21 protein-coding genes and 1 riboswitch are annotated in these 26,457 nt (G+C 73.0%); of the genes, 9 read left to right on the forward strand and 12 right to left on the reverse strand.

The window, feature by feature from the left end; genetic code table 11:
- The first annotated feature begins 123 nt into the window (after nucleotides 1-123).
- Nucleotides 124-1,386 (forward strand): Cmx/CmrA family chloramphenicol efflux MFS transporter, encoded by a 1,263-nt coding sequence (locus ABZX96_RS08775; protein WP_355540138.1) that lies wholly within the window; start codon nucleotides 124-126, stop codon nucleotides 1,384-1,386.
- Nucleotides 1,387-1,872: 486 nt separating this feature from the next.
- Here the strand turns inward: ABZX96_RS08775 and ABZX96_RS08780 are convergent, their stop codons facing one another.
- Both ABZX96_RS08780 and ABZX96_RS08785 read right to left on the reverse strand, forming a co-directional pair.
- Nucleotides 1,873-2,136 (reverse strand): DUF4031 domain-containing protein, encoded by a 264-nt coding sequence (locus ABZX96_RS08780; RefSeq protein WP_355540141.1) that lies wholly within the window; start codon nucleotides 2,134-2,136, stop codon nucleotides 1,873-1,875.
- Between the two features lies 1 nt (nucleotide 2,137).
- Nucleotides 2,138-2,500: a hypothetical protein gene (locus ABZX96_RS08785; protein WP_355540144.1), complete on the reverse strand. Its 363-nt coding sequence runs from the start codon at nucleotides 2,498-2,500 to the stop codon at nucleotides 2,138-2,140.
- A 550-nt stretch (nucleotides 2,501-3,050) separates the two neighbouring features.
- Here ABZX96_RS08785 and ABZX96_RS08790 point away from each other — a divergent pair.
- The 3 genes from ABZX96_RS08790 (at nucleotide 3,051) to ABZX96_RS08800 (ending at nucleotide 7,301) form a co-directional block, all read left to right on the forward strand.
- Nucleotides 3,051-3,986 carry a MurR/RpiR family transcriptional regulator gene (locus ABZX96_RS08790; RefSeq protein WP_355540514.1) on the forward strand — a complete coding sequence of 312 codons (936 nt, stop codon included), beginning with the start codon at nucleotides 3,051-3,053 and terminating at the stop codon, nucleotides 3,984-3,986.
- 116 nt (nucleotides 3,987-4,102) lie between these two features.
- The gene (gene murQ / locus ABZX96_RS08795) at nucleotides 4,103-5,053 is read left to right on the forward strand and encodes an N-acetylmuramic acid 6-phosphate etherase (RefSeq protein ID WP_355540147.1); all 951 of its coding nucleotides are present in this window, start codon (nucleotides 4,103-4,105) and stop codon (nucleotides 5,051-5,053) included.
- A 454-nt stretch (nucleotides 5,054-5,507) separates the two neighbouring features.
- Nucleotides 5,508-7,301 carry a PTS transporter subunit EIIC gene (locus ABZX96_RS08800; RefSeq protein WP_355540156.1) on the forward strand — a complete coding sequence of 598 codons (1,794 nt, stop codon included), beginning with the start codon at nucleotides 5,508-5,510 and terminating at the stop codon, nucleotides 7,299-7,301.
- Here the strand turns inward: ABZX96_RS08800 and ABZX96_RS08805 are convergent.
- From ABZX96_RS08805 to thrC, 5 genes are all read right to left on the reverse strand, one after another.
- The gene (locus ABZX96_RS08805) at nucleotides 7,259-7,810 is read right to left on the reverse strand and encodes a hypothetical protein (RefSeq protein WP_355540159.1); all 552 of its coding nucleotides are present in this window, start codon (nucleotides 7,808-7,810) and stop codon (nucleotides 7,259-7,261) included. The genes ABZX96_RS08800 and ABZX96_RS08805 overlap by 43 nt on opposite strands.
- A gap of 469 nt (nucleotides 7,811-8,279) precedes the next feature.
- Complete coding sequence (gene groL, locus ABZX96_RS08810) at nucleotides 8,280-9,902, reverse strand: chaperonin GroEL (RefSeq protein ID WP_355540162.1); 1,623 nt, start codon at nucleotides 9,900-9,902, stop codon at nucleotides 8,280-8,282.
- 444 nt (nucleotides 9,903-10,346) lie between these two features.
- Nucleotides 10,347-10,550: a cold-shock protein gene (locus tag ABZX96_RS08815; protein WP_003986833.1), complete on the reverse strand. Its 204-nt coding sequence runs from the start codon at nucleotides 10,548-10,550 to the stop codon at nucleotides 10,347-10,349.
- A gap of 469 nt (nucleotides 10,551-11,019) precedes the next feature.
- The gene (locus tag ABZX96_RS08820; RefSeq protein WP_355540167.1) at nucleotides 11,020-11,298 is read right to left on the reverse strand and encodes a MoaD/ThiS family protein; all 279 of its coding nucleotides are present in this window, start codon (nucleotides 11,296-11,298) and stop codon (nucleotides 11,020-11,022) included.
- Between the two features lie 412 nt (nucleotides 11,299-11,710).
- Nucleotides 11,711-12,994 (reverse strand): threonine synthase, encoded by a 1,284-nt coding sequence (thrC, locus tag ABZX96_RS08825; protein WP_355540170.1) that lies wholly within the window; start codon nucleotides 12,992-12,994, stop codon nucleotides 11,711-11,713.
- 17 nt (nucleotides 12,995-13,011) lie between these two features.
- A riboswitch (SAM riboswitch) is annotated at nucleotides 13,012-13,163 on the reverse strand.
- Between the two features lie 177 nt (nucleotides 13,164-13,340).
- On the opposite strand from thrC, the gene ABZX96_RS08830 reads away from it, so the two are divergent.
- Together ABZX96_RS08830 and ABZX96_RS08835 are read left to right on the forward strand one after the other, a co-directional pair.
- Nucleotides 13,341-14,288 carry a glucosyl-3-phosphoglycerate synthase gene (locus ABZX96_RS08830; RefSeq protein ID WP_355540517.1) on the forward strand — a complete coding sequence of 316 codons (948 nt, stop codon included), beginning with the start codon at nucleotides 13,341-13,343 and terminating at the stop codon, nucleotides 14,286-14,288.
- Between the two features lie 147 nt (nucleotides 14,289-14,435).
- Nucleotides 14,436-15,890: a trehalose-6-phosphate synthase gene (locus ABZX96_RS08835; RefSeq protein ID WP_355540173.1), complete on the forward strand. Its 1,455-nt coding sequence runs from the start codon at nucleotides 14,436-14,438 to the stop codon at nucleotides 15,888-15,890.
- A gap of 151 nt (nucleotides 15,891-16,041) precedes the next feature.
- Here the strand turns inward: ABZX96_RS08835 and otsB are convergent, their stop codons facing one another.
- The 3 genes from otsB to ABZX96_RS08850 form a co-directional block, all read right to left on the reverse strand.
- Nucleotides 16,042-16,899, reverse strand: a complete 858-nt coding sequence (gene otsB, locus ABZX96_RS08840) for a trehalose-phosphatase (protein ID WP_355540176.1) — start codon at nucleotides 16,897-16,899, stop codon at nucleotides 16,042-16,044.
- A 340-nt stretch (nucleotides 16,900-17,239) separates the two neighbouring features.
- The gene (locus tag ABZX96_RS08845) at nucleotides 17,240-17,590 is read right to left on the reverse strand and encodes a DUF3263 domain-containing protein (protein WP_355540179.1); all 351 of its coding nucleotides are present in this window, start codon (nucleotides 17,588-17,590) and stop codon (nucleotides 17,240-17,242) included.
- Nucleotides 17,591-17,789: 199 nt separating this feature from the next.
- The gene (locus ABZX96_RS08850) at nucleotides 17,790-19,061 is read right to left on the reverse strand and encodes an extracellular solute-binding protein (RefSeq protein ID WP_355540520.1); all 1,272 of its coding nucleotides are present in this window, start codon (nucleotides 19,059-19,061) and stop codon (nucleotides 17,790-17,792) included.
- Between the two features lie 346 nt (nucleotides 19,062-19,407).
- Between ABZX96_RS08850 and ABZX96_RS08855 the strand changes: the two genes are divergently transcribed.
- The 3 genes from ABZX96_RS08855 (at nucleotide 19,408) to ABZX96_RS08865 (ending at nucleotide 22,922) form a co-directional block, all read left to right on the forward strand.
- The gene (locus tag ABZX96_RS08855; RefSeq protein WP_355540181.1) at nucleotides 19,408-20,340 is read left to right on the forward strand and encodes an ROK family protein; all 933 of its coding nucleotides are present in this window, start codon (nucleotides 19,408-19,410) and stop codon (nucleotides 20,338-20,340) included.
- Nucleotides 20,340-21,548 carry an N-acetylglucosamine-6-phosphate deacetylase gene (gene nagA, locus ABZX96_RS08860; RefSeq protein ID WP_355540184.1) on the forward strand — a complete coding sequence of 403 codons (1,209 nt, stop codon included), beginning with the start codon at nucleotides 20,340-20,342 and terminating at the stop codon, nucleotides 21,546-21,548. The genes ABZX96_RS08855 and nagA overlap by 1 nt, the downstream gene beginning before the upstream one ends.
- Before the next feature lie 441 nt (nucleotides 21,549-21,989).
- The gene (locus tag ABZX96_RS08865) at nucleotides 21,990-22,922 is read left to right on the forward strand and encodes a 1-phosphofructokinase family hexose kinase (protein ID WP_355540187.1); all 933 of its coding nucleotides are present in this window, start codon (nucleotides 21,990-21,992) and stop codon (nucleotides 22,920-22,922) included.
- Nucleotides 22,923-23,154: 232 nt separating this feature from the next.
- Here the strand turns inward: ABZX96_RS08865 and ABZX96_RS08870 are convergent, their stop codons facing one another.
- Together ABZX96_RS08870 and cdgB are read right to left on the reverse strand one after the other, a co-directional pair.
- A complete protein-coding gene (locus ABZX96_RS08870; RefSeq protein ID WP_355540190.1) occupies nucleotides 23,155-24,135 on the reverse strand; it encodes a carbohydrate-binding protein in 981 nt (326 codons plus the stop codon).
- 545 nt (nucleotides 24,136-24,680) lie between these two features.
- On the reverse strand, nucleotides 24,681-26,339 hold the full coding sequence (gene cdgB / locus ABZX96_RS08875) for a diguanylate cyclase CdgB (RefSeq protein ID WP_355540193.1): 1,659 nt from the start codon (nucleotides 26,337-26,339) through the stop codon (nucleotides 24,681-24,683).
- Between the last annotated feature and the right edge of the window lie 118 nt (nucleotides 26,340-26,457).

Below are 26,457 nucleotides of genomic sequence, written 5' to 3' on the forward strand. Positions count from 1 at the left end.
AGTGCCCGCACGCCGCAGGCCCGTAAGTCCTGCTCAGGGTCGGGTGCGAAGGCGTGGGCGGGAATGTCAGGTGCTTCGAAGCTGTTCAACCGTGTCATGCCCGACCGACCCGATCACCCACGCATGCCCACCGCCGTCTACGTCCTCGGCCTGTCCGTCTTCGCTCTTGGCACGAGCGAATTCATGCTGTCCGGAATCCTGCAGCCCCTGGCCCGCGACATGGGCGTCTCCATCCCCCAGGCGGGCCTCCTCGTCTCGGCCTTCGCGATCGGCATGGTGGTCGGCGCGCCGACGCTGGCCGCGGCGACCCTGCGGCTGCCCCGGCGGACGACGCTGATCGCGCTCCTCACCGTCTTCGGGCTGGGGCAGGTGGCGGGTGCGCTGGCGCCCTCGTACGGCGTGCTGTTCGCCTCGCGTGTGGTGAGCGCGCTGGCCTGCGCCGGTTTCTGGGCCGTGGGGGCGGCGGTGGCGGTGTCCCTGGTGCCGGTCACGGCGCGGGCCCGCGCGATGGCCGTCATGGTCGGCGGGCTGAGCATCGCCAACATCGCGGGCGTGCCGGCCGGTGCCCTGCTGGGTGAGCACGCGGGGTGGCGGGCCGCCTTCTGGGGCGTGGCGCTGCTGTCGGCCATCGGTCTCGTCGGCGTCGTCGCGCTGGTGCCGCGTACGGCCGTCCCGACGGGCGAGGACCGGCCGCAGCTGAAGCGCGAGCTGACCATCTACCGGGACGCGCAGGTCTGGCTGGCGCTGATCGCCACCGCTCTCAACGGCGCGGCGGTCTTCGCGCTGTTCTCCTACCTGTCGCCGCTCCTGACGGACACCGCCGGGCTGTCCGAGAGCTGGGTGCCGTGGGTGCTGGCGCTCTTCGGGGTGGGCGCGCTGATCGGTACGTATGTCGGCGGGCGGGTCGCGGACTCCCACCTGTTCGGGACGATGTTCTTCGGCATCAGCACCTCCACCGTCGTCCTGGCGCTGCTGGCCCTGACCGCGCACAGCCCGGTCGCGGCCGTGGCGCTGGCCCTGGTGCTGGGTGTCTCGTCCTTCGCCACCGCTCCCGCCCTGAACGCGCGCATGTTCAATGTGGCCACCGCCGCCCCGACGCTGGCCGGCGCCACCACCACCGCCGCGTTCAACCTGGGCAACACGCTCGGCCCCTGGCTCGGCGGCCTGGCCATTAGCGCCCACTGGGGCTACCCGTCGGTGGCCTGGACGGGCGCGGTGCTGGCCGCGCTGGCGGTGGTCACGACGGGGCTGGCCTTCGGGCTGCACCGTTCCCGGAGCCGGACGCGGGTGGTGGCGTCGCACACGCCGACTACCGCCGTCTCCGGCACCCCGGCGGAGGCGCTGGCGGGCCAGGCCACTCGGGCGTCGGACGGCGAGCGCGGCTGACCGGCCCCCACCCCGAGCGGCTGCCTGATACCTGACCATCCGGCCCCGTCACCGTCCGTGGACTCCTCCCGGCGCGGTGGCGGGGCCGCTTGCTGCGTGCGCTGGTCACGGCGGGCCGAGGCCCGCCGCGCGCCGCCTTCGTGCCGGGCCGGCTTTCCGTGGGCGCCCCGTTCATCCGGGCCGGGGCTGCCACACGCTCGCGTTCACCCGGGCTGAAACAGACACGCGCGTGCGTCCACCACGAGCCGAAACAGCCACGCGCATGCGTCCATCGCGGCCGAAACAGACACGCGCCTCCACCGCAGGCCAAAACAGCCACGCGCACCACTGCGGGCCGAAACAGACACGCACACGTGCACCACAGGCCGAAACAGACACGCGCCTGTTCATTGCGGGCCGGAACTGCCACGCACCGCTCCGTCCAGGCCGGGGACGACCCCATGTGGGGACGACCCCATGTGGGGACGCGCTCAGCTCAGCGCCCGCTCACCCACGTCGTTTGGGGCGTCGCAAACCGGCGGCCGTCAGGCGGCGCAGCAGTTCCTTGCTGCCGACCTCGACCGCCCCGGCCCGTACCGCGTCGGCGTACCGCTCGGTCGGCAGGTCGTAGTGGTCGCCGTCGAAGGCCCGGCGCGGCGCGCCGATCCGTTCGGCGAAGGTGTGGAGTTCCTCGAAGGACACGTCGCTGACCAGGTGGGACCACATGCGGCCGTGGCCCGGCCAGGTGGGCGGGTCGATGTAGAGCGTCATCTCAGCTCTGGCCGGCCGTGCCCAGGGCGCCGACCGGGGCGACGGACACGGCCGTCTTGACGCAGACCCAGTGCGGGTCGGGGCCCAGTTCCGGCTCCACGTCCAGCGCGTGCGGGTCGCCGCCACCCACGCACACGGGGCACAGGGGCCACCGGCCGTACCGCTCCAGCAACGCGTCCTGGACGTCCTGGGCTATCAGCCCGGCCAGGAACGACGCGCCCTCGGGCCACTGCTCGACCCACCAGCGGCGGTGCACGACCGCGTCCTCGACCAGGGAGACGATGTCCGCGTCAGCGACCTCGCCGGCCATCAGGTCGGCGATCACCAGAGCGCGGGCCGCGTGCAGTGCCTGTTCGAGTTCCATGGTTCCCATTGTCCCGCGCCCCGCTGCCGTCCACCCCGCGCGTCCGCCGCGTCCTCACCATAAGGCGCACCGGTATCGGCAACCCCACGCCTTTCGCAGCCACCCCTGCGGGGTATTGACCCCGTCCCCGCGCCGAAAATACCTTCCAAGCGTGAGCATCAGCGTGAAGGAAACTTTCAGCCGACACGGCGCGGGGCCCGCCGCGAGCGGTGGCGCCGAGCCGGGCCTCGCCGCCGCCCCGTCCGCCGAGCCGGGACCGTCCGCTGTCCCGTCCGTCGGTCCGGGGCCGTCCGCTGTCCCGTCCGTCGGTCCGGAGTCGTCCGTCGGTCCGGAGCCAACCGCCAACCCAGGGCCATCCGCCGTCCCGTCCGTCGACGTGGAGCCGTCCCTCTGTGTGGGCGTGCCCCCCTGTTCGGAAGAGCCCTCCGGCACGGGAGCGACCACCGGCGCAGGGCAGTCCGCCGATGCGGGAGCGGCCACCGGCCCGGGGCCGCGGCCGTCCGCCGTCGCGGCTGCCGGCGGCGGGCCGGGCGGCGGCAGCGTCCCGTCCATCCGGGCCCAGGCGGACCCCGCCGCCCGCGGGGGCGCCCGGCCGGTCCAGCGCCCGCCGGACCCTGCGGCCCTGGCCGCCAAGGTCCGTACGCTCGGCCCGTCCATGACGCGGTCCATGCAGCGGGTCGCGGAGGCGGTCGCCGGGGATCCGGCCGGATGCGCCGCCCTGACGGTCACCGGCCTCGCGGAGCGGACGGGCACGAGCGAGGCCACGGTCGTCCGGACGTCCCGGCTGCTCGGCTACCCCGGCTACCGCGACCTGCGCCTCGCGCTGGCCGCCCTGGCCGCCCAGCAGGCGGCCGGCACCGCGCCCGCGGTCACCGCCGACATAGCGCTGGACGACGCGCTCCCCGAGGTGGTCGCCAAGCTGGCCGCGGAAGAGCGGCAGTGCCTGTCCGACACCGCGGCCGGTTTGGACGTGACCCAGTTGGAGGCGGCGGTCGGCGCGCTCGCCACCGCCCGCCGCATCGACGTGTACGGCATCGGCGCCTCCAGCCTGGTCGGCCAGGACCTCGTCCAGAAGCTGCTCCGCATCGGCCTCATCGCCCACGCGCACGCCGACCCGCACCTCGCCGTGACCAACGCCGTCCAGCTCCGCGCCGGTGACGTGGCCGTCGCCATCACGCACTCCGGCCGGACGACGGACGTCATAGAGCCGCTGCGGGTGGCATTCGAACGCGGGGCGACGACGATCGCGATCACCGGCCGCGCGGACCGCGAGATCGCCTCGTACGCCGATCACATACTCGCCACGTCCACCGCGCGCGAGAGCGAGCTCCGCCCCGCCGCGATGTCCTCCCGCACGAGCCAGCTCCTCGTCGTCGACTGCCTGTTCGTGGGCATCGCGCAGCGGACGTACGAGACGGCCGCCCCCGCTCTGTCCGCCTCCTACGAAGCCCTCGCCCACCGCCACGCACCCCGCGGTCACCGCTGACGGCCCGGCGCACCGGTCCCCGCTCCCCGCCGTCCCCGCTCTCGCCGTCGCCGCCCGCCGCGGGCGCCGCATCACCCCGTACCACGTCGTACGCGCAGGAAAGAGCCGTCACCGTCATGACTTCCTCCACCGCCGACCACGCCGAGCTCCGGTCCCAGCTGGACGCGCTGACCACCGAAGCGTTCCGGCCCGAGCTCGCCGACATCGACCGGCTGTCCACGCTGGAGATCGCCCGCACGATGAACGGCGAGGACGCGTCCGTACCGGCCGCCGTCGGCCGGGAGCTGCCGCGGATCGCCGACGCCATCGACGGCATCGTCGCCCGGATGACCCGGGGCGGACGGCTCGTCTACGCGGGCGCGGGCACCGCCGGGCGGCTCGGCGTGCTGGACGCGAGCGAGTGCCCACCCACGTTCAATACGGCTCCGTCGCAGGTCGTCGGCCTGATCGCGGGCGGCCCGAAGGCCCTGGTCACGGCGGTCGAGGGCGCCGAGGACAGCGCGGAACTGGCCGCCCGGGACCTGGACGCGCTCGGGCTGACCGACCGCGACACCGTCGTCGGCATCTCCGCCTCCGGCCGGACGCCGTACGCCGTCGGCGCCGTGGAGCACGCCCGGAAAGCCGGCGCGCTGACCGTCGGCCTGTCCTGCAACGCGGGGTCGGCGCTGGCGGCTGCGGCCGACCACGGCATCGAGGTCGTCGTCGGGCCGGAGCTGCTGACCGGTTCGACCCGCCTGAAGGCCGGTACGGCGCAGAAGCTCGTCCTCAACATGCTGTCGACAATCACCATGATCCGGCTCGGCAAGACCTACGGGAACCTCATGGTGGACGTCCGCGCTTCCAACGAGAAGCTGCGCGCCCGCTCCCGCCGCATCGTCGCACTCGCCACCGGCGCCCCCGATGCGGAGGTCGAGGCCGCGCTCGCCGCCACGGCCGGGGAGGTGAAGAACGCCATCCTCACCCTCCTCGGACAGGTGGACGGCCCCACGGCGGCCCGCCTGCTGGCCGACTCCCACGGCCACCTGCGAGCCGCCCTCCAGGCGGCTGCCGTACCGGGGGCGGGGTGAGGCCGACGGGTTGAGGCATTCGGGCCGGCGCTTTCGGACTGGGGGACGCGGGCCGAGAGCTTGAGAACCGAGGCTTGCGGGCCGGGCTCGCAGGCTGGGGCACGCCGACCGGCTCGCAGGCAGCGGCCCGCGGGTTGACGCCCGCGAGCCGAGGCCAGGCCAGCGGGCCGGCTCGGCCTCCCGGCCATGCACCGTGCCGAACCACACACCCTCCCGATCCCCGAATCGGCCCGATCCCCACCCCGGCCCGGCCTGCTATCCCACCTACCGGGCAGCAGCGGCAGAACCTCCGCACAGGCCCCACCAGCCACTCCCCCACCGCACGAAGCCACACCGGCCCACACCGAGTCGCACCAACCACTCCCTCCCCCCACGAGCCGCACCGGCCGCCCCCACACACGAGCCACACGAACCACACCGGCCGCCCCCACCGCACGTTCAGCGAGGCCCGTACATGTCCGCAGCCCCCCACCGGGACACCGCCGCCGCGATCCTGCCCCTCGTCGGCGGTGCCGAGAACGTCGTCGGCGTCACCCACTGCATGACCCGGCTGCGGCTGGGCATCCGGGACCGCTCCCTGGTCCAAGACGAGGCGCTGCAGGCGCTGCCCGCCGTCCTCGCGGTGATCGAGGACGACACGTATCAGATCGTGCTCGGACCGGGCACCGCGGCGCGCGTCACGCCGGAGTTCATCCGGCTGGTCGCCGAGGAACACGCGGCCACCAGCCCACCCTCACCCGCGCCCGAACCCCACGCGGACGATCCGCCAGAGCCTGGGCCTGAGGCCGAACCACCCCCCTCCACACCGTCCCCACCCCCCAGACCCCCCACCCGCAAACCTTCTGTGACCGGCCCGGGCCCCGACGACCCCGCTACAACCTGCCCCGCCCACTCGGCGACCGGGCCGGCTCCCACCGGCCCCCCACCTCCCCCCAAAGGCACCCCCACCCCCGAAGCAGCCGCCCTCAAAGCCCGCCGCGACGCCCGCAACGCCACCCCCGTCAAGATCTTCCTCCGCCGCATCGCCGACATCTTCGTCCCGCTGATCCCGGCCCTCGTCGGCTGCGGCATCATCGCGGGCGTCAACGGCCTGCTGATGAACTTCGGCTGGCTGCCCTCGGCCGTCCCCGCGCTGACCGCCGTCTCCTCCGGGTTCATGACGCTGATCGCGGTGTTCGTCGGCTACAACACGGCGAAGGAGTTCGGCGGGACCCCCGTGCTGGGCGGGGCGGTCGCCGCCGTCATCGTCTTCCCCGGCATCGCGCAGATCAGCGTCTTCGGGCGGGAACTGGTCCCGGGGCAGGGCGGCGTCCTCGGCGCGCTCGGAGCCGCCGCCCTCGCCGCCCGGATCGAGCGGTGGTGCCGCGGCTGGGTGCCCGAGGCGGTGGACGTCCTGGTCACGCCGACGCTGACGGTGCTGATCCCGGGCCTGCTCACGGTCTCCGTCCTGATGTTCGCGGCCGGGGAGGTGTCAGCCGCCCTGGGGACGGCCTTCGAGCGGCTGCTCGCCGGGGGCGGCGCCGCGGCGGGCTTCGTGCTGGGCGCGCTCTTCCTCCCGCTGGTGATGCTGGGCCTCCATCAGGCGCTCGTACCGCTGCACGCCACGCTCATCGAGGAGCAGGGGTACACCGTGCTGCTCCCGCTGCTCGCCATGGCGGGCGCGGGCCAGATCGGCGCCGCGCTCGCCGTCTACCTCCGCGTGCCGCGCAACGGCCCGCTGCGGCGCACCATCAGGTCCGCCCTCCCCGCCGCGTTCCTGGGGGTCGGCGAGCCCCTGGTGTACGGCGTGTCGCTGCCGCTGGGCCGCCCGTTCGTGACCGCGTGCGTGGGCGGGGCGTTCGGCGGCGGGTTCGTGGGCCTGTTCCACCAGCTCGGCGACACGGTGGGCGCCACCGCCATCGGTCCCTCCGGCTGGGCGCTCTTCCCCCTCGTCCGGGGCAACCACGGCCCGGCCACCACGCTCACCGTCTACGCCCTCGGCCTCCTCGTCGGCTACCTGACGGGTTTCCTGGCGACGTACTTCTTCGGGCTGAGCCGGCGGAAGTGGTGCGAGCTGAACACGAAAGCCGAGCACCACATGCCGCGCGGCGCTGGTGACGTGACGGGCTCGGCCGGCAGCAGGAGCGCCACCGCGTCGAGGACACCGAACCGGTCGGTCCCGCGCCGGCACGGCCCGCGTCCCGCGGTGCTCGGCGCGGTGCTCGGTCACGTCGATGTCGCCCGGCGCCGCTCGACGAGCCGCGTGTAGGCCGGGTACCAGTCCTGCCGGGCGGCCTGTTCGATCACCCGCAACGCGCTCAGACGCCTCTGACGCTGACGGAGGAGATCGACGACGAACCACAGGCACAGCACCGGCAGGGCCACCCGCAGCCACGTCAGCGGCAGCAGCAGGACCACGACGGCCAGGGCCACGGACGTGACCACGGTGGTGACCGCGATCGTCCGGGCCGCCAGCCGCTGACCGGACGGGTCCGTGCCGGTGGCCCGCTCCTCGTCTCCGGGCAGGTCGTACACGGTGAGCGCCCGCATCAGCGCACGGGTGCGCAGCAGGACGTGGAGACCCGGCGCCAGCGCGGCGGCGACCACCACGGCCCGCGCGGCGGATTCCGTCGGCAGCCAGGCGCCGGCCGCGGCAAGGACGCCGAGGGCGAAGTGGATCCACGGGGGCAGGATGCGGTGCAGTGCCCGAGTCTTCTCGGCGTCCAGGAGTTCCCTCAAGGAATCCCGGTCGGGAAGTCTGCCGTCGGTCTCACGCATGGTCGTCCTCCACGGAAACTCGTCATCCCCTCGGCGACGCCCCGTCCACCCAGGTGTTGCCGAACCGGCCCACGTGGTGCCGACGAAGCGTCGCTGACAAAACCCCACTGCCGGGGAAGAGGCACCGGGACATCCCGGGAGACGCGGACGGCTTCGAGAAGCGCAGGCATCCGTCCGGCCCGCCGTATGCCTCCTCCCACCAGCGGTGTCACTGATGACCAACGGCCGTACTCACGCCCGCGGTTCCCCGAAGCACCATCCGTCCAACCGGTGAGATACGCCCACGAGAAACGCCGGCGAGAGACACCGTTGGGAAACGCCCGCGCGGAACATCTACGGGAAACGCCTGGGAGAACTACCAGCCCCTACACGCCCACGCACCCGCCCCACCCAAAACACCACTGGGGCGGCCCCCCGAAGGGAGCCGCCCCAGTGGACGTAAGGACGCTCGATCAACCACTCAGGTCGATCAGAAGTCCATGTCACCGCCCGGCATGCCGCCCGGAGCAGCCGCGGCGGCCTTCTCCGGCTTGTCGGCGATGACGGCCTCGGTGGTGAGGAACAGCGCCGCGATGGAGGCGGCGTTCTGCAGGGCGGAGCGGGTGACCTTGGCCGGGTCGATGATGCCCTCGGCGACCAGGTCGACGTACTCGCCGGTCGCGGCGTTCAGGCCGTGGCCCGGGGTCAGGTTGCGCACCTTCTCCACCACGACGCCACCCTCAAGGCCGGCGTTGACGGAGATCTGCTTCAGCGGGGCCTCCAGCGCCAGCTTCACAGCGGCGGCACCGGTGGCCTCGTCGCCCTCCAGCTCCAGCTTCTCGAAGACCGAGGAGGCCTGCAGCAGGGCCACGCCACCACCGGCGACGATGCCCTCCTCGACGGCGGCCTTCGCGTTGCGCACCGCGTCCTCGATGCGGTGCTTGCGCTCCTTGAGCTCGACCTCGGTGGCGGCACCGGCCTTGATGACGGCCACGCCGCCGGCCAGCTTCGCCAGACGCTCCTGGAGCTTCTCGCGGTCGTAGTCCGAGTCGGAGTTCTCGATCTCGGCGCGGATCTGGTTGACGCGGCCCTGGACCTGGTCGCTGTCGCCGGCACCGTCGACGATGGTGGTCTCGTCCTTGGTGATGACGACCTTGCGGGCGCGGCCCAGGAGGTCCAGACCGGCGTTCTCCAGCTTGAGGCCGACCTCCTCGGAGATGACGGTGCCACCGGTGAGGATGGCGATGTCGCCGAGCATGGCCTTGCGGCGGTCACCGAAGCCCGGGGCCTTGACGGCGACGGACTTGAAGGTGCCGCGGATCTTGTTGACGACCAGGGTGGAGAGCGCCTCGCCCTCGACGTCCTCGGCGATGATCAGCAGCGGCTTGCCGGACTGCATGACCTTCTCCAGCAGCGGGAGCAGGTCCTTCACCGCGGAGATCTTGGAGTTGACGATCAGGATGTAGGGGTCGTCCAGCGACGCCTCCATCCGCTCCATGTCGGTGGCGAAGTACGCCGAGATGTAGCCCTTGTCGAAGCGCATACCCTCGGTGAGCTCCAGCTCCAGACCGAAGGTCTGGGACTCCTCGACGGTGATGACGCCTTCCTTGCCGACCTTGTCCATGGCCTCGGCGATGAGCTCGCCGATCTGGGTGTCGGCGGCGGAGATGGAGGCGGTGGAGGCGATCTGCTCCTTGGTCTCCACGTCCTTGGCCTGCTCCAGCAGGGAGGCGGAGACGGCCTCGACGGCCTTCTCGATGCCGCGCTTGAGGGCCATCGGGTTGGCGCCGGCGGCGACGTTGCGCAGGCCCTCGCGGACCAGCGCCTGCGCCAGGACGGTCGCGGTCGTCGTGCCGTCACCGGCGACGTCGTCCGTCTTCTTCGCGACCTCCTTGACCAGCTCGGCGCCGATCTTCTCGTACGGGTCTTCGAGCTCGATCTCCTTGGCGATGGACACACCATCGTTGGTGATCGTGGGGGCGCCCCACTTCTTCTCGAGGACGACGTTGCGGCCCTTGGGGCCGAGGGTGACCTTGACGGCGTCGGCGAGCTGGTTCATCCCGCGCTCGAGACCGCGCCGTGCCTCCTCGTCGAACGCGATGATCTTGGCCATGTGAAGTGGTCCTCCCAGGACTGGGGGTCCCCCCGGACGGAGTCTGGGGGAGGGTGGATACTCCGGACCGCGCTGGCGCCCGCGACGGACGGACCGGCCGCCGTGTGGTTCCTTGCTCCACCCGGCCGACGGACCTCACCGACTCGGTCCTTAGCTGTCACTCTCACTCGTAGAGTGCTAACGCAATGATTAGCACTCGACCCACCCGAGTGCAAGCGGCTTCGGGGGTGCCTCGCCGAGGTGGAGCACCGGCGAAGAGGTGCGTGCAGACACCAACAAAAGCCCCCCACGCGCCCCGCGCGCCCGGCCCCGGACGCACGACACGATCCCCGCGCGCCCGGCCCCGGACCCGCCCGCGATCTCCGCACACCCGGCCCCGGACATGCGGAAGGCCCGCGCCCCATACGGAGCGCGGGCCTGTGCACGCTGCAGTCGGTCGGCGCCTCAGCCGGCCACGCGGACCATGTCCGCCTGCGGCCCCTTCTGGCCCTGCGAGATCTCGAACTCGACCCGCTGGCCCTCCTCAAGGGTGCGGTAACCGTCCATCTGGATCGCGCTGTAGTGGACGAATACATCCGCACCACCGTCGACCGCGATGAAGCCGTACCCCTTCTCCGCGTTGAACCACTTGACGGTGCCCTGAGCCATGCCTAACTCCCCTATTACTGGCCCTTGCGCAGGACCGCGCTCCGCGGACCCGGGTCAGACCTCACCCCCGACACGTGGGGGTGTGCGCCGGAACGCGTCGACCGCGGCCGAATGTATCCGCACCACTGCCCAGAGCAACAGGTCAATCGGACGAGAAATCTGCCTGCGACCAAACACCGATATACGGAGAACTGCCCACATTCCGGGGCAAGTCGGGCCGGGCATAGCGCATCAACACGACAAATCATGCACACAGTTCGGGCACAACTTGTCGCGTTCTTATAGGCGTTGCCGATACGCGCGAAGAGGGATCGCCCCAACTGTATCGCCTTTAACAGCACGGAATCGCCCCGTCCGCTTCCAGGGCGGACGGGGCGATTCCGAATCGACCGCGGGAGGGTCGTCACCGGCTCCGGGAGACGGGCCGGGAGACGAGCCGCGGGGGGGGGGCAGCGGGCGGGGCAGCGGCTCAGCAGCCGCCGGCCACCGCCGGGATGATCGAGACGCCCGCGCCCTGCGGCGTCGGCGTCTCCAGGCCCTGCTCGAAGCGCACGTCGTCGTCGTTGACGTAGACGTTCACGAAGCGGCGCAGCTTGCCGGAGTCGTCCAGCACGCGGGCCGCGATGCCCTGGTGGTTCTTCTCCAGGTCGGCGATCACCTCGGAGAGGGTCGAGCCCTCGGCGGTCACTTCGGCCTTGCCGTCGGTGTAGGTGCGGAGGATGGTCGGGATGCGGACGGTGACGCTCATGGAGTCCTGCCTTTCTGCGGACCGGGAAATCGGGGAGGGAGGGGGCGGGAGGCGAGCCGGACGTGTACGAGGGCCGGGACGCCGGACAGGGCGGCCCCCGGATGCGTACGAGGACCGGGACCGCCGCGCCGGACGCCTGGGATTCGCACGAGGACCGGACGGACGCCCCGGATTCGTACGACGATCAGGACGCCCGCCCCGGACGCGTACGACGGCCGGGACACCCACGCGGAACGCCCCGGACCCGTACGACGGCCGGAACGCCCACGCGAAACGGCCGGACGGCCCCGCGTGACGTTCAGGGCGGCGGATCCGCGACCGGTCGGCCGGACAGCGACCGAGCACCCCGAGGGCGCCCGATCGGCCGCCGGTCGCGGATCCGCCTGTCGGTGGGCCCGTGCGGCCGGCGGGCTCAGCCCGCCAGGCCGGCCGCGCGGAACGCGTCCAGGCTCGGGCGGATGGTGGCCGTGGGGCCGGTGGTCGGGGAGACGGCGTCCAGGGTCTTGAGGCCGTCGCCGGTGTTGAGGACGACGGTGGTCAGCGACGGGTCGAGCACGCCGTCCTCGATGAGCTTCCTGGTGACGCCGACGGTGACGCCGCCGGCGGTCTCCGCGAAGATGCCCTCCGTGCGGGCGAGCAGCTTGATCGCGTCGACGATCTGCTCGTCGGTGACGTCCTCGACCGCCCCGCCGGTGCGCCGGGCGATGTCCAGGACGTACGGGCCGTCGGCGGGGTTGCCGATGGCCAGCGACTTGGCGATGGTGTTCGGCCGCTGCGGGCGGACGACGTCGTGGCCCGCCTTGAAGGCCGTGGAGACCGGCGAGCAGCCCTCGGCCTGGGCGCCGAAGATCTTGTACGGCCTGTCCTCGACGAGGCCGAGCGCGATCAGCTCCTTCAGCCCCTTGTCGATCTTCGTGAGCTGGGAGCCGGAGGCGATCGGGATGACGATCTGGTCCGGGAGCCGCCAGCCGAGCTGCTCGCAGATCTCGTAGGCCAGCGTCTTGGAGCCCTCGCCGTAGTAGGGGCGCAGGTTGACGTTGACGAAGCCCCAGCCCTCGCCCAGCGGGTCGCCGATGAGCTCCGAGCAGAAACGGTTCACGTCGTCGTAGGTGCCCTCGATGCCCACCAGCTCGCCGCCGTAGACGGCGGCCATGACGACCTTCCCGGCCTCCAGGTCGTGCGGGATGAACACGCAGGAGCGGAAGCCGGCGCGCGCCGCCGCGGCGCCGACCGCGCCCGCGAGGTTGCCCGTGGAGGAGCAGGACAGAGTGGTGAAGCCGAAGGCGCGGGCGGCCTCGACGGCGATGGCCACGACGCGGTCCTTGAAGGAGTGCGTCGGGTTGCCGGAGTCGTCCTTGACGTACAGGCCGCCGGTGACGCCCAGCTCGCGGGCGAGGTTGTCGGCCTTGACCAGCTTGGTCAGCCCGGGGTTGAGGTTGGGCTTGTCCGCCACGTCGGCGGGGACGGGGAGCAGCGGCGCGTACCGCCAGATGTTGCCCGGTCCGGCCTCGATGCGCTTGCGCAGCGCCTCCGGGTCGCCGGTCGGCAGCTCGTACGCCACCTCCAGGGGCCCGAAACAGTGCTCGCAGGCGAAAATCGGACCGAGCGGGAAGCGCTCGCCGCACTCGCGGCAGGACAGGGCCACGGCGGGGCCGAGGGCGACGGTGGTGTTGCTTTCAACAGACTGCACAGCCATGGAGGCGAGGCCCTTTCTCCTCATCTTCCTCACGACGCATCTCGCCGCGAGACGGAATTGGCACCTTCCCTAGTCGGGAGCCTCGCGGACCGCGTGAACGCGGTGACGAGACCGACTGGAGTTGCCGGGGCTTCAACGGGCCGTATCCCTCTGCCCCTCTGGATGAGCGGTATGGCACTGGGCAAAGCCCAGGCATTTGTCGCGCGGTGACCCCGACATGCGGTGGTCATCCGCGTTGTTCAAGACTGTAACCGAAGGCGCGGACGGTTGAGTGGGCCGTCCGCACCGCGAGATGCACGTCACTTACCGGCGCCTGTGCGCCGCGCGATCCAAGGGAGACGGACTGGTGCTGGAAGAGGTGGAACGCTGGCTCGTCAGCCGTTCCTGGTCCGCCGCCGACCGCACGCTCGACCAGTTGCTGGCCGCCAAACGCCAGACGGGCCAGACGGTCTCCGTGGTGCTGCCCGCGCTCGACGAGGAGGCGACGGTCGGCGCGATCGTCGCGGCCATCCGGGAGGAGCTGATGACGGCGGCCGTCCCCCTGGTGGACGAACTGGTGGTGCTGGATTCCGGTTCCACGGACGGCACCGCCAAGGTGGCCGCGGAGGCCGGGGCCCGGGTCGTCCACCGGGACGCGATACTGCCGCGCATCCCCGCGCTGCCCGGCAAGGGCGAGGTCCTGTGGCGGTCGCTGCTGGTGACGACGGGCGACATCGTGTGCTTCGTGGACGCGGACCTGCGCGAGTTCTCCTCCGAGTTCGTGTCGGGGATCGTCGGGCCGCTGCTGACCGATCCGGACGTGGCGTTCGTCAAGGGCATGTACGACCGTCCGCTGGGCGGCGCGCCGGGGCAGGGCGGCCGGGTGACGGAGCTGGTGGCCCGTCCGCTGCTCAACCTGCACTGGCCGCAACTGGCCGGGTTCGTGCAGCCGTTGGGCGGGGAGTACGCCGCCCGGCGGTCGCTGCTGGAGCGGCTGCCGTTCCCGGTCGGGTACGGCGTGGAGCTGGGGCTGCTGGTGGACGCGCTGCACACGGTCGGGCTGGACGCGCTGGCGCAGGTCGACGTGGGGGTGCGCAAGCACCGGCACCAGGACGGCCAGGCGCTCGGCCGGATGGCGGCGGCGATCTACCGCACCGCTCACCTGCGGCTCACCCGGGGGCATTTGGTGCGGACGCGGCTGACGCAGTTCGAGCGGGGCGAGACGGGGTTCGTCCCGCGCACCAGCGACGTGGACACGACGGAACGGCCGCCGATGGCGGAGATACCGGAGTACGCGGAGCGGCGGGCGGCGTGAGGGCGGCGGGGGCGGGGACGGTCCCGGAAGCCGCAGTGGGTGCCGGGCGCCCGTTCCGGATGGGCCGCTTCCCCGTGCTCCCGACGCGCGGGCTTTTCCTCCGCTCCGTACGTTTGAGCGGTTCTGTGACGGGTTAATACTCGCGGCATGGTCTCCGAGCATGCTGGCGCCCAGGTCCTCGTCGCGTCCAACCGCGGCCCCGTCTCGTACTCCCTGGCCGGGAACGGAGCGCTGACCGCCAAACGCGGCGGCGGCGGCCTGGTCTCGGGGCTGTCGGCGATCGGGGCCGACGACGGTGCCGTGTGGGTCTGCGCGGCGCTCGGCGAGGGCGACCGGGAGGCCGCCCGGCGCACCGGCGGCCGGCTGGACCCGGCCGACACCGGTGACCAGCGGGTCCGGATGCTCGACATACCGGCCGAGGTGTTCGCGGGCGCCTACAACGGCATCGCCAATTCGGCCCTGTGGTTCGTCCACCACATGCTCTACCAGACGCCGCTGGAACCGGCCTTCGACGACGAGTTCCGCGCGCAGTGGCGGGCGTACGAGACGTACAACGCGGCGTTCGCGGACGCGCTGGCCGAGGAGGCGGCGCCCGGGGCCGCGGTGCTGGTGCAGGACTACCACCTCACGCTGGTGCCCGGCATGCTCCGGGAACGCCGCCCCGACCTGCGGATCTCGCACTTCTCGCACACGCCGTGGGCGCCCGCCGAGTACTTCCGGATGCTGCCGGACGACGTGGCCGCCGAGGTGCTGCTCGGCATCCTGGGCGGCGACCGCGCCGGGTTCCTGACCCGGCGGTGGGCCGAGGCGTTCGCGGAGTGCTGCGCCGCCGTCCTGGGCGCCGAGGTGACGCGCGCGGACGACGGGCTCCAGGTGCGGCACGAGGGCCGGACGACCCGGCTGGGGGTGCACGGGCTCGGCGCGGACGCGGAGTTCCTGCGCGCGCGGGCGCACCGCTCCGACGTGGACGAGCGGCTGGCGGCGCTGCGGGAGCAGATCGGCGAGGGGCGGAAGACGATCGTCCGGGTGGATCGCACCGAGCTGTCCAAGAACATCGTCCGCGGCCTGCTCGCCTACCGGCGGCTGCTGGCCGACCGCCCCGAATGGCGCGAACGGGTGGTGCACGTCGCGTTCGCCTACCCCTCCCGGCAGGACCTCGCCGTCTACCGGGCCTACACCTCCCAGGTGAGCGAGCTGGCCGAGGCCATCAACGCCGAGTACGGCACCGAGCGCTGGCAACCCGTCGTCCTGCACGTCAAGGACGACTTCGCACGCTCGCTGGCCGCCTACCGGCTCGCGGACGTGGCGCTGGTCAACCCGATCCGGGACGGCATGAACCTGGTGGCCAAGGAGGTCCCGGTGGTCTCGGACGAGGGGTGCGCCCTGGTCCTGTCCCGGGAGGCCGGAGCATACGAGGAGCTGCGCGAGGACGCGATCACCGTCAACCCGTACGACGTCAAGGGCACCGCGCGCGCCCTGCACGAGGCGCTGTGCATGGAGTCCGATCAGCGCGCGGAGCGCACCAAGCGGCTGGCCGCGGCGGCGACGGCGCTGCCGCCCGCGCAGTGGTTCCTGGAGCAGTTGCGGGCGCTGCGGGGGTGAGGGCGCACGGTTCGGCGGGTGCCTGCTGGGAAGCGGGCACCCGCCGAACCGTGTGTCCGGGGGCTGTCGTCCGGGGCCCGGGGCGGCGGGGAGCTCAGGTTGTCCCGGGGCGCGGGTGGGCTCTGCCCGGCCCGGCGCCCGGGTCGGCTCCTCAGGCCGTCCGTTCCGCGAGCCGGTCGCCGAGGGCGGACAGGAGGGCGACGACGCCCGGTGGGCCGTCCACCACCAGGTCGGCGCGGTCGGCCAGCTCGGTGACCTCCGCGCTGCCGCTGCACACCAGCACCCCGGCGAGGCCGTCCGACCGGAGCTTGTCCACGGCGCCGAACGCGGCCAGGTCGCCGAGATCGTCCCCCGCGTACAGGACCGTGGACGCGCCCACGTCGCGCACGTACTCCGCCAGCGCGACGCCCTTGTCCATGCCCGGCGGGCGCAGCTCCAGGACCAGGCGGCCCGGCTCGACGATCAGGCCGTGGCGCTCGGCCAGCTCGTACAGCGGGTCGCGCAGCCGGTCGAAGGCGCCCTGCGGGTCCGGCGCGCGCCGGGTGTGGACGGCGATGGCCCGGCCCTTGTCCTCCACCCACGTGCCGTGCCAGGCACCGGAGCGGTCCAGGACGCCGGGGAGCTCGGCCTGGACGGCGGCGACGCCGGGAGGTGGCGCGGGGGCCCGTACGGTGCCGGTGGCCGCGTCCCAGCGTTCGGCTCCGTACGCGCCGAGGACCACGAGGTGGTCCAGGCCGGGCACGTCCGCGAAGCCGCCGAGCCGCACGGCGACGCCCGCGGGGCGGCCGGTGACGACCGCCACGGAACACAGCCGCGGCGCCAGGCGTGCGAGCGCGGGGACGGCGCCGGGATAGGCGCGGGCCTTCTCGGGGTCGGGGACGATGGCGGCGAGCGTGCCGTCGAAGTCAAGGGCGATCACGGCCCGGTCCGGGCGGTCCAGCAGCGCGGCGAGACCGTCACGGCCGGCGGCGGTGACCGGCGTCGGCAAAGCGTTCGGGGGGCTGCCCATGCCGCTGACACTACCGGTCGCGCACGGGCGCACGACGGGCGTATGGGGGCATGAGGCGTTCCGGAGGGGCGTGGGGCGGGTCCCGGGTGCGGCGGGGACGGGGAATTGCCTGGTGAGGGGTGGTGGGCGGTCCGGTTCCGGTATCGGCTCGCCGGGTGGCCGTGTCGTTCCGGTGTCGGCGGCCCGCGGTCGTCCGGCCGTTCGCTCGCCGGGGGACCGTGTCGTTCCGGCGTCGGCGGCCCGCGGTCGTCCGGCCGTTCGCTCGCCGGGTGGCCGTGTCGTTCCGGTGTCGGCGGCCCGCGGTCGTCGGGCCGTTCGGTGGTGCCCGCGGGCGGCCTCGTCACCGTCGGGCGCGGCGGGACTCGCGGAGGCGGCGGAGGCGGTTGACCGTGACGGGGTCGTGGGCGAGGGCGCGGGGATCGTCCAGGAGGGCGTTCAGGAGCTGGTAGTAGCGGGTGGGGGAGATGCCCAGGCGTTCGCGTATGGCGCGTTCCTTGGCGCCGGGGCCGGGCCAGGAGCGGCGTTCGACGCCCAGCACCGCGACGTCCCTGGACGAGAGGGGGGCGGCATCCCGGGGCGAGGGCTGGGGGGCGTCCCGGGGCGGGAGCGAGGCGGCGTCCCGGGGCGGGAGCGGGGTGCCGCCCGCACCGCCGGCCCGTCCCTCGTCGCCGCCCGTCCCGCTCGTCATCACGGTTCCACGATAAGCGGGGGGTCTGACAACGGCGGATTCGTGCGGGGAGGGGCGGCGGGTTCGTTCCGGCCGGGGCGCGGAGCCCGTCCAGGTCGAGGTGCGGAGCCCGTCCAGGCCGAGGTGCGGAGCCCGTCCGGCAGAGGCATCGCGTCCCGCGCCGAAGGCCCGGCGGAGGCGTCGCGCCCCCGCCGGTCCGGCCTCACTTCGCCTTGTTGTCCGCCTCGTCCGCCGTGTTCTGGATGTCGGTCAGGACGCCGCCGGGGTTGCCGTTGGGGCCGACGGCGGTGCCCATCTTGGCCTTGAGGGTCTTGCTGACCAGCGGCCACGAGGTCTTGTTGGAGGGGTAGAACTCGGCGTTGGCGAGCTGCTTGAGGAAGCTGTGCAGCTTGGCGTACTTCTGGTCGGCCATCATCGCCTCGGAGGCGGAGACGGTGACCGGCAGCAGCCCGTAGTCGCCGGAGAACTTCATGACGTTCTTCTCGCTGTACACGAAGTCGAGGAACTTGCCGACCTGGTCGCGGTGGCCCTTCTGCTTGAAAGCCATCATCCAGTCGGCGACGCCCATGGTGGCCTTCGCCTTGCCGTTGACGCCGGGGAGGTCGACGGTGCCGTAGTCGACGCCCTTCGCCTCGGCCTGCTTCATCAGGGTGGGGTGGCCGTTGAGCATGCCGACCTCGCCGGCCGCGAAGGCGTCGAACGCCTGCTGGCGGTTGAGCTTGGCCGGGTCGCCGCCGGTCAGGTCCTTGCCGACCAGGTCCTTCTTGAGCCACTCGAAGGTCTTGATGTTCTCCGGCGAGTTGATCGTGTACTTGCCGATGCTGTCGATGTAGTTGCCGCCGCCACTGAGCATCCACATCAGGGTCTCGGCCTGGGTCTCCTCGGGGCCGAGCGGCAGCGCGTACGGCATCTTGACGCCCTTGGCCTTCAGGAGCGCGGCGTCCCGGGCGATGTCGTCCCAGCTCTGCGGGGGCTGGGAGATGCCGGCCGCGGCGAACAGCTTCTTGTTGTAGAAGAGGCGCCGGGTGCTGGCCCCGAAGGGCATCCCGTACTGGATCCGGTTGTACTCGCCGGCCTCCGCGAGGGAGGTGGTGAAGTCGGCCTGGACGGGTATGGAGAGCATCTCGTCGGCGCTGTAGAGCTTGCCCTGGGCGGCGTAGTCCGCGTAGGCGCCGATCTGGGCCATGTCCGGGGCGTTCCCGGCCTTGACCATGTCCTCGACCTTCTTGTCGACCTCCTCCCAGCTGTAGACCTGGACGTCGATCTTGATGCCGGAGTTCTGCTTCTCGAAGGCGCGGGCCAGTTCGTCCCAGTAGTGGCGCGAGGAGTTGGCCTCGTTGTCGCCGTAGTCCGCGGCGACGAGCGTGAGCGTGACGTCGCCGCCCGCTCCGGCCCCGCTGCCACAGGCGGAGAGGGTCAGCGTCATGGCCGTGGAGAGTCCCACCGCTGCCAGGCCCAGGTACCGCCGCTGCACTGCCATTACCGCCCTTATGTCCCGAGTGTCCCGTGCTCGCTCGCCGGGGTCGTCCCCGCGCGTCGGCGGTCGTCGCCGATCGGCATGAACCGCGAGTCTCCCCCGATTGCCCCCACAAGGTGTACACCACCCCCTGTACCACTTCCGCACCACCCTTCCCACAGCGGCCTGACATGCGGGAACGGACGCGTCGGCCGGATTCCGGGCGGATCCGGGGAGAGGCGGCGCCGGGTGATCGGCCGGGGGTCACCTTGGGAGTGCCTTCCGTGCCCCCGCACCACCCCGGATCAGCGATCCTCCGCGAGTGGACTAGACCTTTAATGCGGAATCGCGCGAAACTGTACCCGTGAGACACGTCATCGCCCTTGATGTGGGCGGCACCGGCATGAAGGCCGCCCTGGCAGGGGCCGACGGCACGCTTCTGTACGAGGCGCGGCGTCCCACCGGCCGGGAACGCGGCCCCGAAGCGGTCGTCGAGGCCATCCTCGCCTTCGCGTCCGAGTTGCGCGCGATCGGAGAGGAGCGGTTCGGGACCCCGGCGTCGGCGGCCGGCGTCGCCGTCCCCGGCATCGTCGACGAGGCGGGCGGCATCGCCGTCTACGCCGCCAACCTCGGCTGGCGCGACGTCCCGATGCGCGCCCTGCTCTCCGAGCGGCTGGGCGGCGTCCCCGTCGCCCTCGGCCACGACGTCCGCACCGGCGGCCTCGCCGAGGGCCGCATCGGCGCGGGCCGGGGCGCCGACCGCTTCCTGTTCGTCCCGCTGGGCACCGGGATCGCGGGCGCCATCGGCATCGGCGGCCGGATCGAGGCGGGCGCGCACGGCAGCGCCGGCGAGATCGGCCACATCGTCGTCCGCCCGGACGGGCCGCTGTGCGGCTGCGGACAGCGCGGCTGCCTGGAGACGCTGGCCTCCGCCGCCGCCGTCGGCCGCGCCTGGGCCGTGGCCTGCGGCGATCCGGAGGCCACCGCCGCGGACGCCGCCAAGGCCGTCGAGTCCGGCGACGAGCGCGCGCTGGCCGTGTGGCGGGCGGCGGTCGGCGCGCTGGCCGACGGGCTGGTCACCGGCATCACCCTGCTCGACCCGCACACCCTGATCATCGGTGGCGGGCTCGCCGAAGCCGGCGAGACGCTGTTCGCGCCGCTGCGGGAGGCGGTGCGCGAGCGCATCACGTTCCAGCGGCTCCCCTCGATCGTTCCGGCAGCACTCGGGGACGCCGCCGGTTGCCTGGGCGCAGGTCTGCTCGCCTGGGATCTTCTCTCCACGGAGGTAACTGCCTGATGGCGCAGCAACTTGACGGGGAAACGTCCCCGAGCGGCCGACGTACCGTCCTGACCGGCGCCCACGTGGTGCTGCCCACCGGCGTCGTCGAGGGCGGCCGGATCACGGTCGAGGGCGCGCGGATCACGGACGGCGACGCGGGCGCCCCCGGTGGCCGACCCGGTGACGTGGTGCTCGACCTGCCGGGGCACCTCGTCGTCCCCGGCTTCGTCGACCTGCACGTGCACGGCGGCGGGGGCGGCAGCTTCTCCTCCGCCGACCCGGAGGAGTGCCTGCGGGTCGCCGGCACCCACCGGCGCCACGGCACCACCTCCATGGTCGCCTCCACCGTCACCGGCGACCTGGACGACCTGGCCCGCCAGGCGGCCGTCCTCTCCGAACTGGTCGAGCAGGGCGACCTGGCCGGCATCCACTTCGAGGGCCCGTTCATCTCCCCGCACCGCTGCGGCGCCCACCAGCCCGAGCTGCTGCGCGACCCGGACCCCTCCGACGTGCGCAAGCTCGTGGACGCCGCCCGCGGCACCGCGAAGATGATGACGCTCGCCCCCGAGCTGCCCGGCGGCCTGGAGTCCGTCCGGATGCTCGCCGACGCCGGCGTGATCGCCGCCATCGGGCACACCGATTCCTCGTACGACGCCACCCGCGAGGCCATCGAGGCGGGCGCCACCGTCGCCACCCACCTGTTCAACGCGATGCCGGGGCTCAACCACCGCACCCCCGGGCCGATCGCCGCCCTCCTGGAGGACGAGCGGGTCACCGTCGAGCTGATCAACGACGGCACCCACCTGCACCCGTCCGTCCTGGAGCTCGCCTTCCGCGACGCGGGCGCGCACCGGGTCGCCTTCATCACCGACGCGATGGGCGCGGCCGGGATGAGCGACGGCATGTACCCGCTCGGCCCCATGGAGGTCGAGGTCAAGGACGGTGTGGCACGGATCGCGGGCGGCCCGACGGCTGGGTCCATCGCCGGTTCCACGCTCACGCTGGACCGCGCGTTCCAGCGCGCGGTGACGATCGACGGGCTGCCGATCGAGCAGGCCGTCCAGGCGCTGTCCGCCACCCCGGCCCGCCTGCTGGGCATCGGCGACCGGGTCGGCTCCCTGGAGCCGGGCAAGGACGCGGACCTCGTGGTGCTGGACGGCGCGTACGAACTGGTCGGCGTCATGCGCAAGGGCGAGTGGATCGTGAAGCCGGGGGTGGCGGGCTAACAGCGCGGGGGGGGCGGGTGATCGGTCCCCCCTGTGGCGCGGAGCCTGGGGGGCGATCCCTAGGGGCGGCCCGCCCGGTACTAGTCGATCCCTAGGGGGGGCGGCCCGCCCGGTACTAGTCGACCCCTAGGGGCGGCCCGCCCGGTACTACGAGTGCACCCATAGGCAGCGAAACGGCGGTTGGTCCCGGGACTGGGCCAACCGCCGTTGCCGATGGCATGATCACTCACCCGCGCTCCGGCATCGGCCGTTCGGCTGATTTGCGGGTCGGCAGCCCGGCTGCTTGGTTGGTTCGGACTCTTGGCCGCCCCGCCGCTCGGCCGGTTTGATGACCGGGTGGCCGGACGGACACCCGCCCGCGTCCGGTCCGGCGCGCTCCCGGCCGGCCGGGAGCCGCCGCTCGCGCGGACCAGTCCGCCATGGCCCGGGAAGGGGGAACCCATGATCCTCACGGTCACGCTGAACGCCGCCCTCGACATCACCTACCGCGTACCCCGACTCCGCCCCCACACCACGCACCGGGTCGCCGAGACCGCCGAGCGCCCAGGCGGCAAGGGCCTGAACGTGGCACGGGTGCTGACCGCCCTCGGACACCACGCGGTGGTCACCGGATTCGTCGGCGGCGGCACCGGGGCGGCGCTGCGCGGGCTGCTCGCCCGGGAGACGGCGGTCACCGACGCGCTGGTGCCGGTCGGCGGCCCGACCCGGCGCACCATCGCCGTGGTGGACGCGTCCACCGGCGACACCACCCAGCTCAACGAGCCGGGCCCGGCGATCACCCCCGCCGAGTGGGGGACCTTCCTGCACACCTACCGCGACCTGCTGGCCGACGCGCGGGCGGTGGCGCTGTGCGGCAGCCTCCCCCCGGGCGTCCCCGTGGACGTGTACGCGCGCCTGACCCGCGCCGCCCGGACGGCCGGGGTGCCCGTCCTGCTGGACACCAGCGGCGAACCGCTGCGCCGCGGCCTCGCCGCCCGCCCCGACCTCGTCAAACCCAACGCCGACGAGCTGGCCGCGCTCACCGGCCACACCGAGCCGCTGCGCGCCGCCCGCGACGCCCGACGGCGCGGCGCGCACGCCGTCGCCGCCTCCCTGGGCGCGGCGGGGATGCTCGCCGTCACCGCGGACGGCGCCTGGCGCGCCGGTCCGCCCGAGCGCATCGCCGGCAACCCGACCGGCGCCGGCGACTCGGCCGTGGCCGGTCTGCTGTCCGGCCTGGTGGAGGGGCTCTCCTGGGAGGACCGGCTGGTGCGCGCGGTGGCCCTGTCGGCGGCGACGGTCCGCGCCCCCGCCGCGGGCGAGTTCGACCGCGCGACGTACGAGGAGCTGCTGCCGCGGGTCACGGTCGCGGAGAGTTCGGTGCGGGCGGGGTGAGGGGGGTTCCGTAAGGGGTCTCGTCGATCCCCTACGAGGGACGACGGGCCACTCCGTACGAGACGGGCGCCGCGCACCCCTACGAGGTGAGCGGCGCCGGGCGGCCGGAATCGGGCGGTCCCCTATGGGAAGGGCGGCACCGGGCGGTCCCCTACGGGACGGGCGGCACCGAAGCGTCCCCCTACAGGATGGGCCGCCGGAGCGTCCCCGTTCGCCGTACGGGCCCGCCTCCTCAGTTCTTCACCCACCCCTTGAGCACGGACACCTGGTCGAGGTTGACCCCGCACGGGTCCCCGTCCTCGCAGGAGATCTTGATGGTGTTGGTGCCCTTCTTGAACTCGACGTAGGCGAAGGTGTGGGTCCAGCCCTTGTCCCAGGCGCCTTCCGGCGCTTCGGCGAAGTTGCCCATGTTGATCGTCCGGTCGCCCTGGCCGTTGATCGACAGGTGCGGTTTGGCGTCCTTGCCCGGAACGCCGTAGTTGACGAACAGCGTGTACTGCCCGTCCTGGGGTATCTCCACCGACCAGGTCACGGCCGCGCCGACCTTGTTGAGCTGCACGTACGCGCCGTTCGACGCCTTGGCGCCGGACACCGAGGTGTCCGTGCTCGCCTCGGGGCTGAGCCGCAGCGTCGCCGCGTCCTGCTTGGGCAGCTCGGCCGGGGGCGTGGCGGTGGGGGTGCCCTTGGGCTCGGGCGGGGGGCTCTTCTTGGGAGCGGCCGTGGTGCTGGTGCTGTTGGCCTTGACCTCGTCGCCCTTGGTGTTGCCGGAGTTCTTGATCATCGCGACGCCGATTCCGGCGCAGACGACGACCACCACCGCGATGGCGCCGATCAGCAGGCCGTTGCGGTTGCGGCGGGGCGGCTGACCCGGGGCGCCCGGGCGGCCGGCGGGCGGTCCGGAGCGGCGGTCGCCGCCCGGGAGGGTCTCGGGGGCGGCGTAATGCGCGTTCGGCTGCCCGTAGCCCTGCTGCTGGCCGTACGCCTGCTGCTGCCCGGGCGGCTGCTGCTGCGGGGCCGGGCGCGGGGCGCCGTACTGGCGCTCGCCGACGGCGCGCACGTGGTTGTACGAGGTGCGCGGGACGCCCGGCTGCCGCGGCGCCGTGCCGTCGCCCGCCGAGCCCTGCCCGCCGCCCTCGCCGCCTTCGCTGCGGTAGAGGTAGGCGAACGGGTCGTCGTTCTCCGGCGTGCCCGCGCCGTTGTTGCCGGCCGTCATTCCGTGTCACTCCCCAGCGGTCTGTACGTGGTGTCCCTGGCGGTCGGTACACGCTCCGCGCGGCGTCTCCGCACAGGACGTGCGGGGCCCTGGCACGCGGCGTCCGCGGCGGTACGCGCAGCGGTCCGCGTGCGGTGCGCCCGTTGGCTCCCGGCCCCCCGCGGCGTCACGCCGCACCGAAGCAGGCTACCCCGTTCGGGGGACAGCACGCGGTCTCCGGACGGCTACAAGATCGCTACAGAGTGACGGGCGCACTCGCCCACGGACGACGAGCGGGGGCGCCGACGGGGCACCAGGCGGACGCCCGCAGGGCGCTGGGCACGGGCGTCGGCAGGGCATGGGACGGACGCCCGCAGGACGCCGGACGCGGACGTCGGCAGGGCATGGGGCGGGCATCCGAAGGACGCCGGACGCGGACGTCGGCAGCGCACGAGGACGAGCCCCCCAGCCCCGTACGACAGCCGCCGCCCCTGGCCGGAGCGACGAGTCACCCCGGCGCGGATGCGACGAGCCGCCCCTCCCCGAAGGGCGGGCCGCCCGCCCCCTCAGCCGGCCCGCCGGTTCGCCTTGCTGCGGGACCGCTTCTCGACGTACATCCGCTGGTCGGCGGACTGGAGCACTTCCTCGGCCGACATCCCGCAGCTCGCCCAGCCGATGCCGAAGCTGGCGCCGACCCGTACCGACCTGCCGTCCACCCGGATCGGCGGAATGATCGCGTTGCGCAGCCGGACGGCCAGGTCCTGGGCGTCCGCCTTGCCCAGCCCGTCGGCGAGCACCACGAACTCGTCCCCGCCCAGCCGGGCGACCGTGTCGCCGTCCCGGACGCCGTTGGTCAGGCGGCGGGCGACCTCGATGAGCACTGCGTCCCCGGTGTGGTGCCCGAACCGGTCGTTGATCGCCTTGAAGCCGTCCAGGTCGCAGAAGAGCACCGCGAGCCCTTTGGTGCCGTCGTCCTCCCGGCCCTCTATGGGGGCGACGGTGTGGACGTGATGGTCGTACGGGCCCGTGGTGCCCTCGAAGCCGTCGAACCCGTCGTAGACCTCGGGCCCGTCCGGACGGTAACCGTGCGTCTCCTGGTACGCGTGCGCCGAGGCGTACACGTCCGCCGCCGGGCCGGAGGGACGGGAGCACAGCCGCGCGGAGAGGCGGGCGCGCAGTTCGGCGCTGTTGGGGAGGCCGGTCAGCGAGTCGTGGCTGGCCCGGTGCGCGAGCTGGAGCTCGTGGCGCTTGCGGTCCTCGATGTCCTCGACGTGCGTCAGGAGGAAGCGGGGGCCGTCGGCGGTGTCGGCGACCACGGAGTTGCGCAGCGAGACCCAGATGTAGGTGTTGTCGCGGCGGGAGAGCCGCAGCTCCGCGCGCCCGCCCTCGGCGGAGGTCCGCAGCAGCGTCCCGATGTCCTCGGGGTGGACGAGGTCGGAGAAGGAGTACCGGCGCAGGACGGAGGCGGAGCGGCCGAGCAGTCGGCACAGCGCGTCGTTCGTCCGGACCAGGCGGCCGTGCTGGTCGCCGCCCAGTTCCGCGATGGCCATCCCGCTGGGCGCGTATTCGAACGCCTGGCGAAAGCTTTCCTCACTGGCGCGCAGCGCCTGCTGTTCGCGCTCCAGCCGCACCAGGGCGCGTTGCATGTTCGCCCGCAGCCGGGCGTTCCCTATCGCTATCGCGGACTGGAACGCGTACATCTGCATCGCTTCCCGGCCCCACGCCCCCGGACGGCGGCCGTTGCGCGGCTTGTCGAACGAGATCACGCCCAGCAGCTCGCCGCCCCCGTTCGACGGCGCGTACATCGGCGCGTAGAGGCGGTCCATGGGATGCCACTCGTCGGGGAAGCGGGGCGCGGGCCCGGCGCTGTGCCAGGACGGCACGTCGTCGCCGTCCAGCACCCAGCCCTCGCTGTACGGGATGAAGTGCAGGTCCCCCCAGCGCTCCCCCATGGCCAGCCGGCGATCCCAGGACGCGCGGGACCCCACGCGCCCGGCCATCAGCGCCTCAGCGCCCGCGCTCCCGGCCACCGCGGCCACCACGAGATCGCCGTCCGGCCGGACGAGATTGACGGCGGCCAGCTCATAGCCGAGCCCGTTGACCACTCCGTCGGCCACGGCCTGCAAGGTGTCCGCCAGACTGCGCTGGGTGTTCAGATCGGCGACCACTTGGTGTAGCTGCCGCAGGGTCGCAAGACGGACGTATGGCTCCGACTCGGTCTCCATCGCTCGCTCTCCCTGAGACCTCGACAGCAACTCCTGGATACTTTGTCGTCCTCATTCCACGGCCACTGAATCACAGTGAGCTGCCCACTCGGTACACAGGGTCAACAATTACTGCCCG

Origin of the sequence: Streptomyces sp. NPDC003077 (assembly GCF_040611095.1) — a bacterium.
GTDB lineage: Bacteria > Actinomycetota > Actinomycetes > Streptomycetales > Streptomycetaceae > Streptomyces.

Bases quoted from the DNA above. Each gene is read 5' to 3' on its own strand.
- ABZX96_RS08775 (WP_355540138.1), top strand. From the start codon at position 124: ATGCCCACCGCCGTCTACGTCCTCGGCCTGTCCGTCTTCGCTCTTGGC.
- ABZX96_RS08780 (WP_355540141.1), bottom strand. From the start codon at position 2,136: ATGACGCTCTACATCGACCCGCCCACCTGGCCGGGCCACGGCCGCATG.
- ABZX96_RS08785 (WP_355540144.1), bottom strand. From the start codon at position 2,500: ATGGAACTCGAACAGGCACTGCACGCGGCCCGCGCTCTGGTGATCGCC.
- murQ (WP_355540147.1), top strand. From the start codon at position 4,103: ATGACTTCCTCCACCGCCGACCACGCCGAGCTCCGGTCCCAGCTGGAC.
- ABZX96_RS08800 (WP_355540156.1), top strand. From the start codon at position 5,508: ATGTCCGCAGCCCCCCACCGGGACACCGCCGCCGCGATCCTGCCCCTC.
- ABZX96_RS08805 (WP_355540159.1), bottom strand. From the start codon at position 7,810: ATGCGTGAGACCGACGGCAGACTTCCCGACCGGGATTCCTTGAGGGAA.
- groL (WP_355540162.1), bottom strand. From the start codon at position 9,902: ATGGCCAAGATCATCGCGTTCGACGAGGAGGCACGGCGCGGTCTCGAG.
- ABZX96_RS08815 (WP_003986833.1), bottom strand. From the start codon at position 10,550: ATGGCTCAGGGCACCGTCAAGTGGTTCAACGCGGAGAAGGGGTACGGC.
- ABZX96_RS08820 (WP_355540167.1), bottom strand. From the start codon at position 11,298: ATGAGCGTCACCGTCCGCATCCCGACCATCCTCCGCACCTACACCGAC.
- thrC (WP_355540170.1), bottom strand. From the start codon at position 12,994: ATGGCTGTGCAGTCTGTTGAAAGCAACACCACCGTCGCCCTCGGCCCC.
- ABZX96_RS08835 (WP_355540173.1), top strand. From the start codon at position 14,436: ATGGTCTCCGAGCATGCTGGCGCCCAGGTCCTCGTCGCGTCCAACCGC.
- otsB (WP_355540176.1), bottom strand. From the start codon at position 16,899: ATGGGCAGCCCCCCGAACGCTTTGCCGACGCCGGTCACCGCCGCCGGC.
- nagA (WP_355540184.1), top strand. From the start codon at position 20,340: ATGGCGCAGCAACTTGACGGGGAAACGTCCCCGAGCGGCCGACGTACC.
- ABZX96_RS08865 (WP_355540187.1), top strand. From the start codon at position 21,990: ATGATCCTCACGGTCACGCTGAACGCCGCCCTCGACATCACCTACCGC.
- ABZX96_RS08870 (WP_355540190.1), bottom strand. From the start codon at position 24,135: ATGACGGCCGGCAACAACGGCGCGGGCACGCCGGAGAACGACGACCCG.
- cdgB (WP_355540193.1), bottom strand. From the start codon at position 26,339: ATGGAGACCGAGTCGGAGCCATACGTCCGTCTTGCGACCCTGCGGCAG.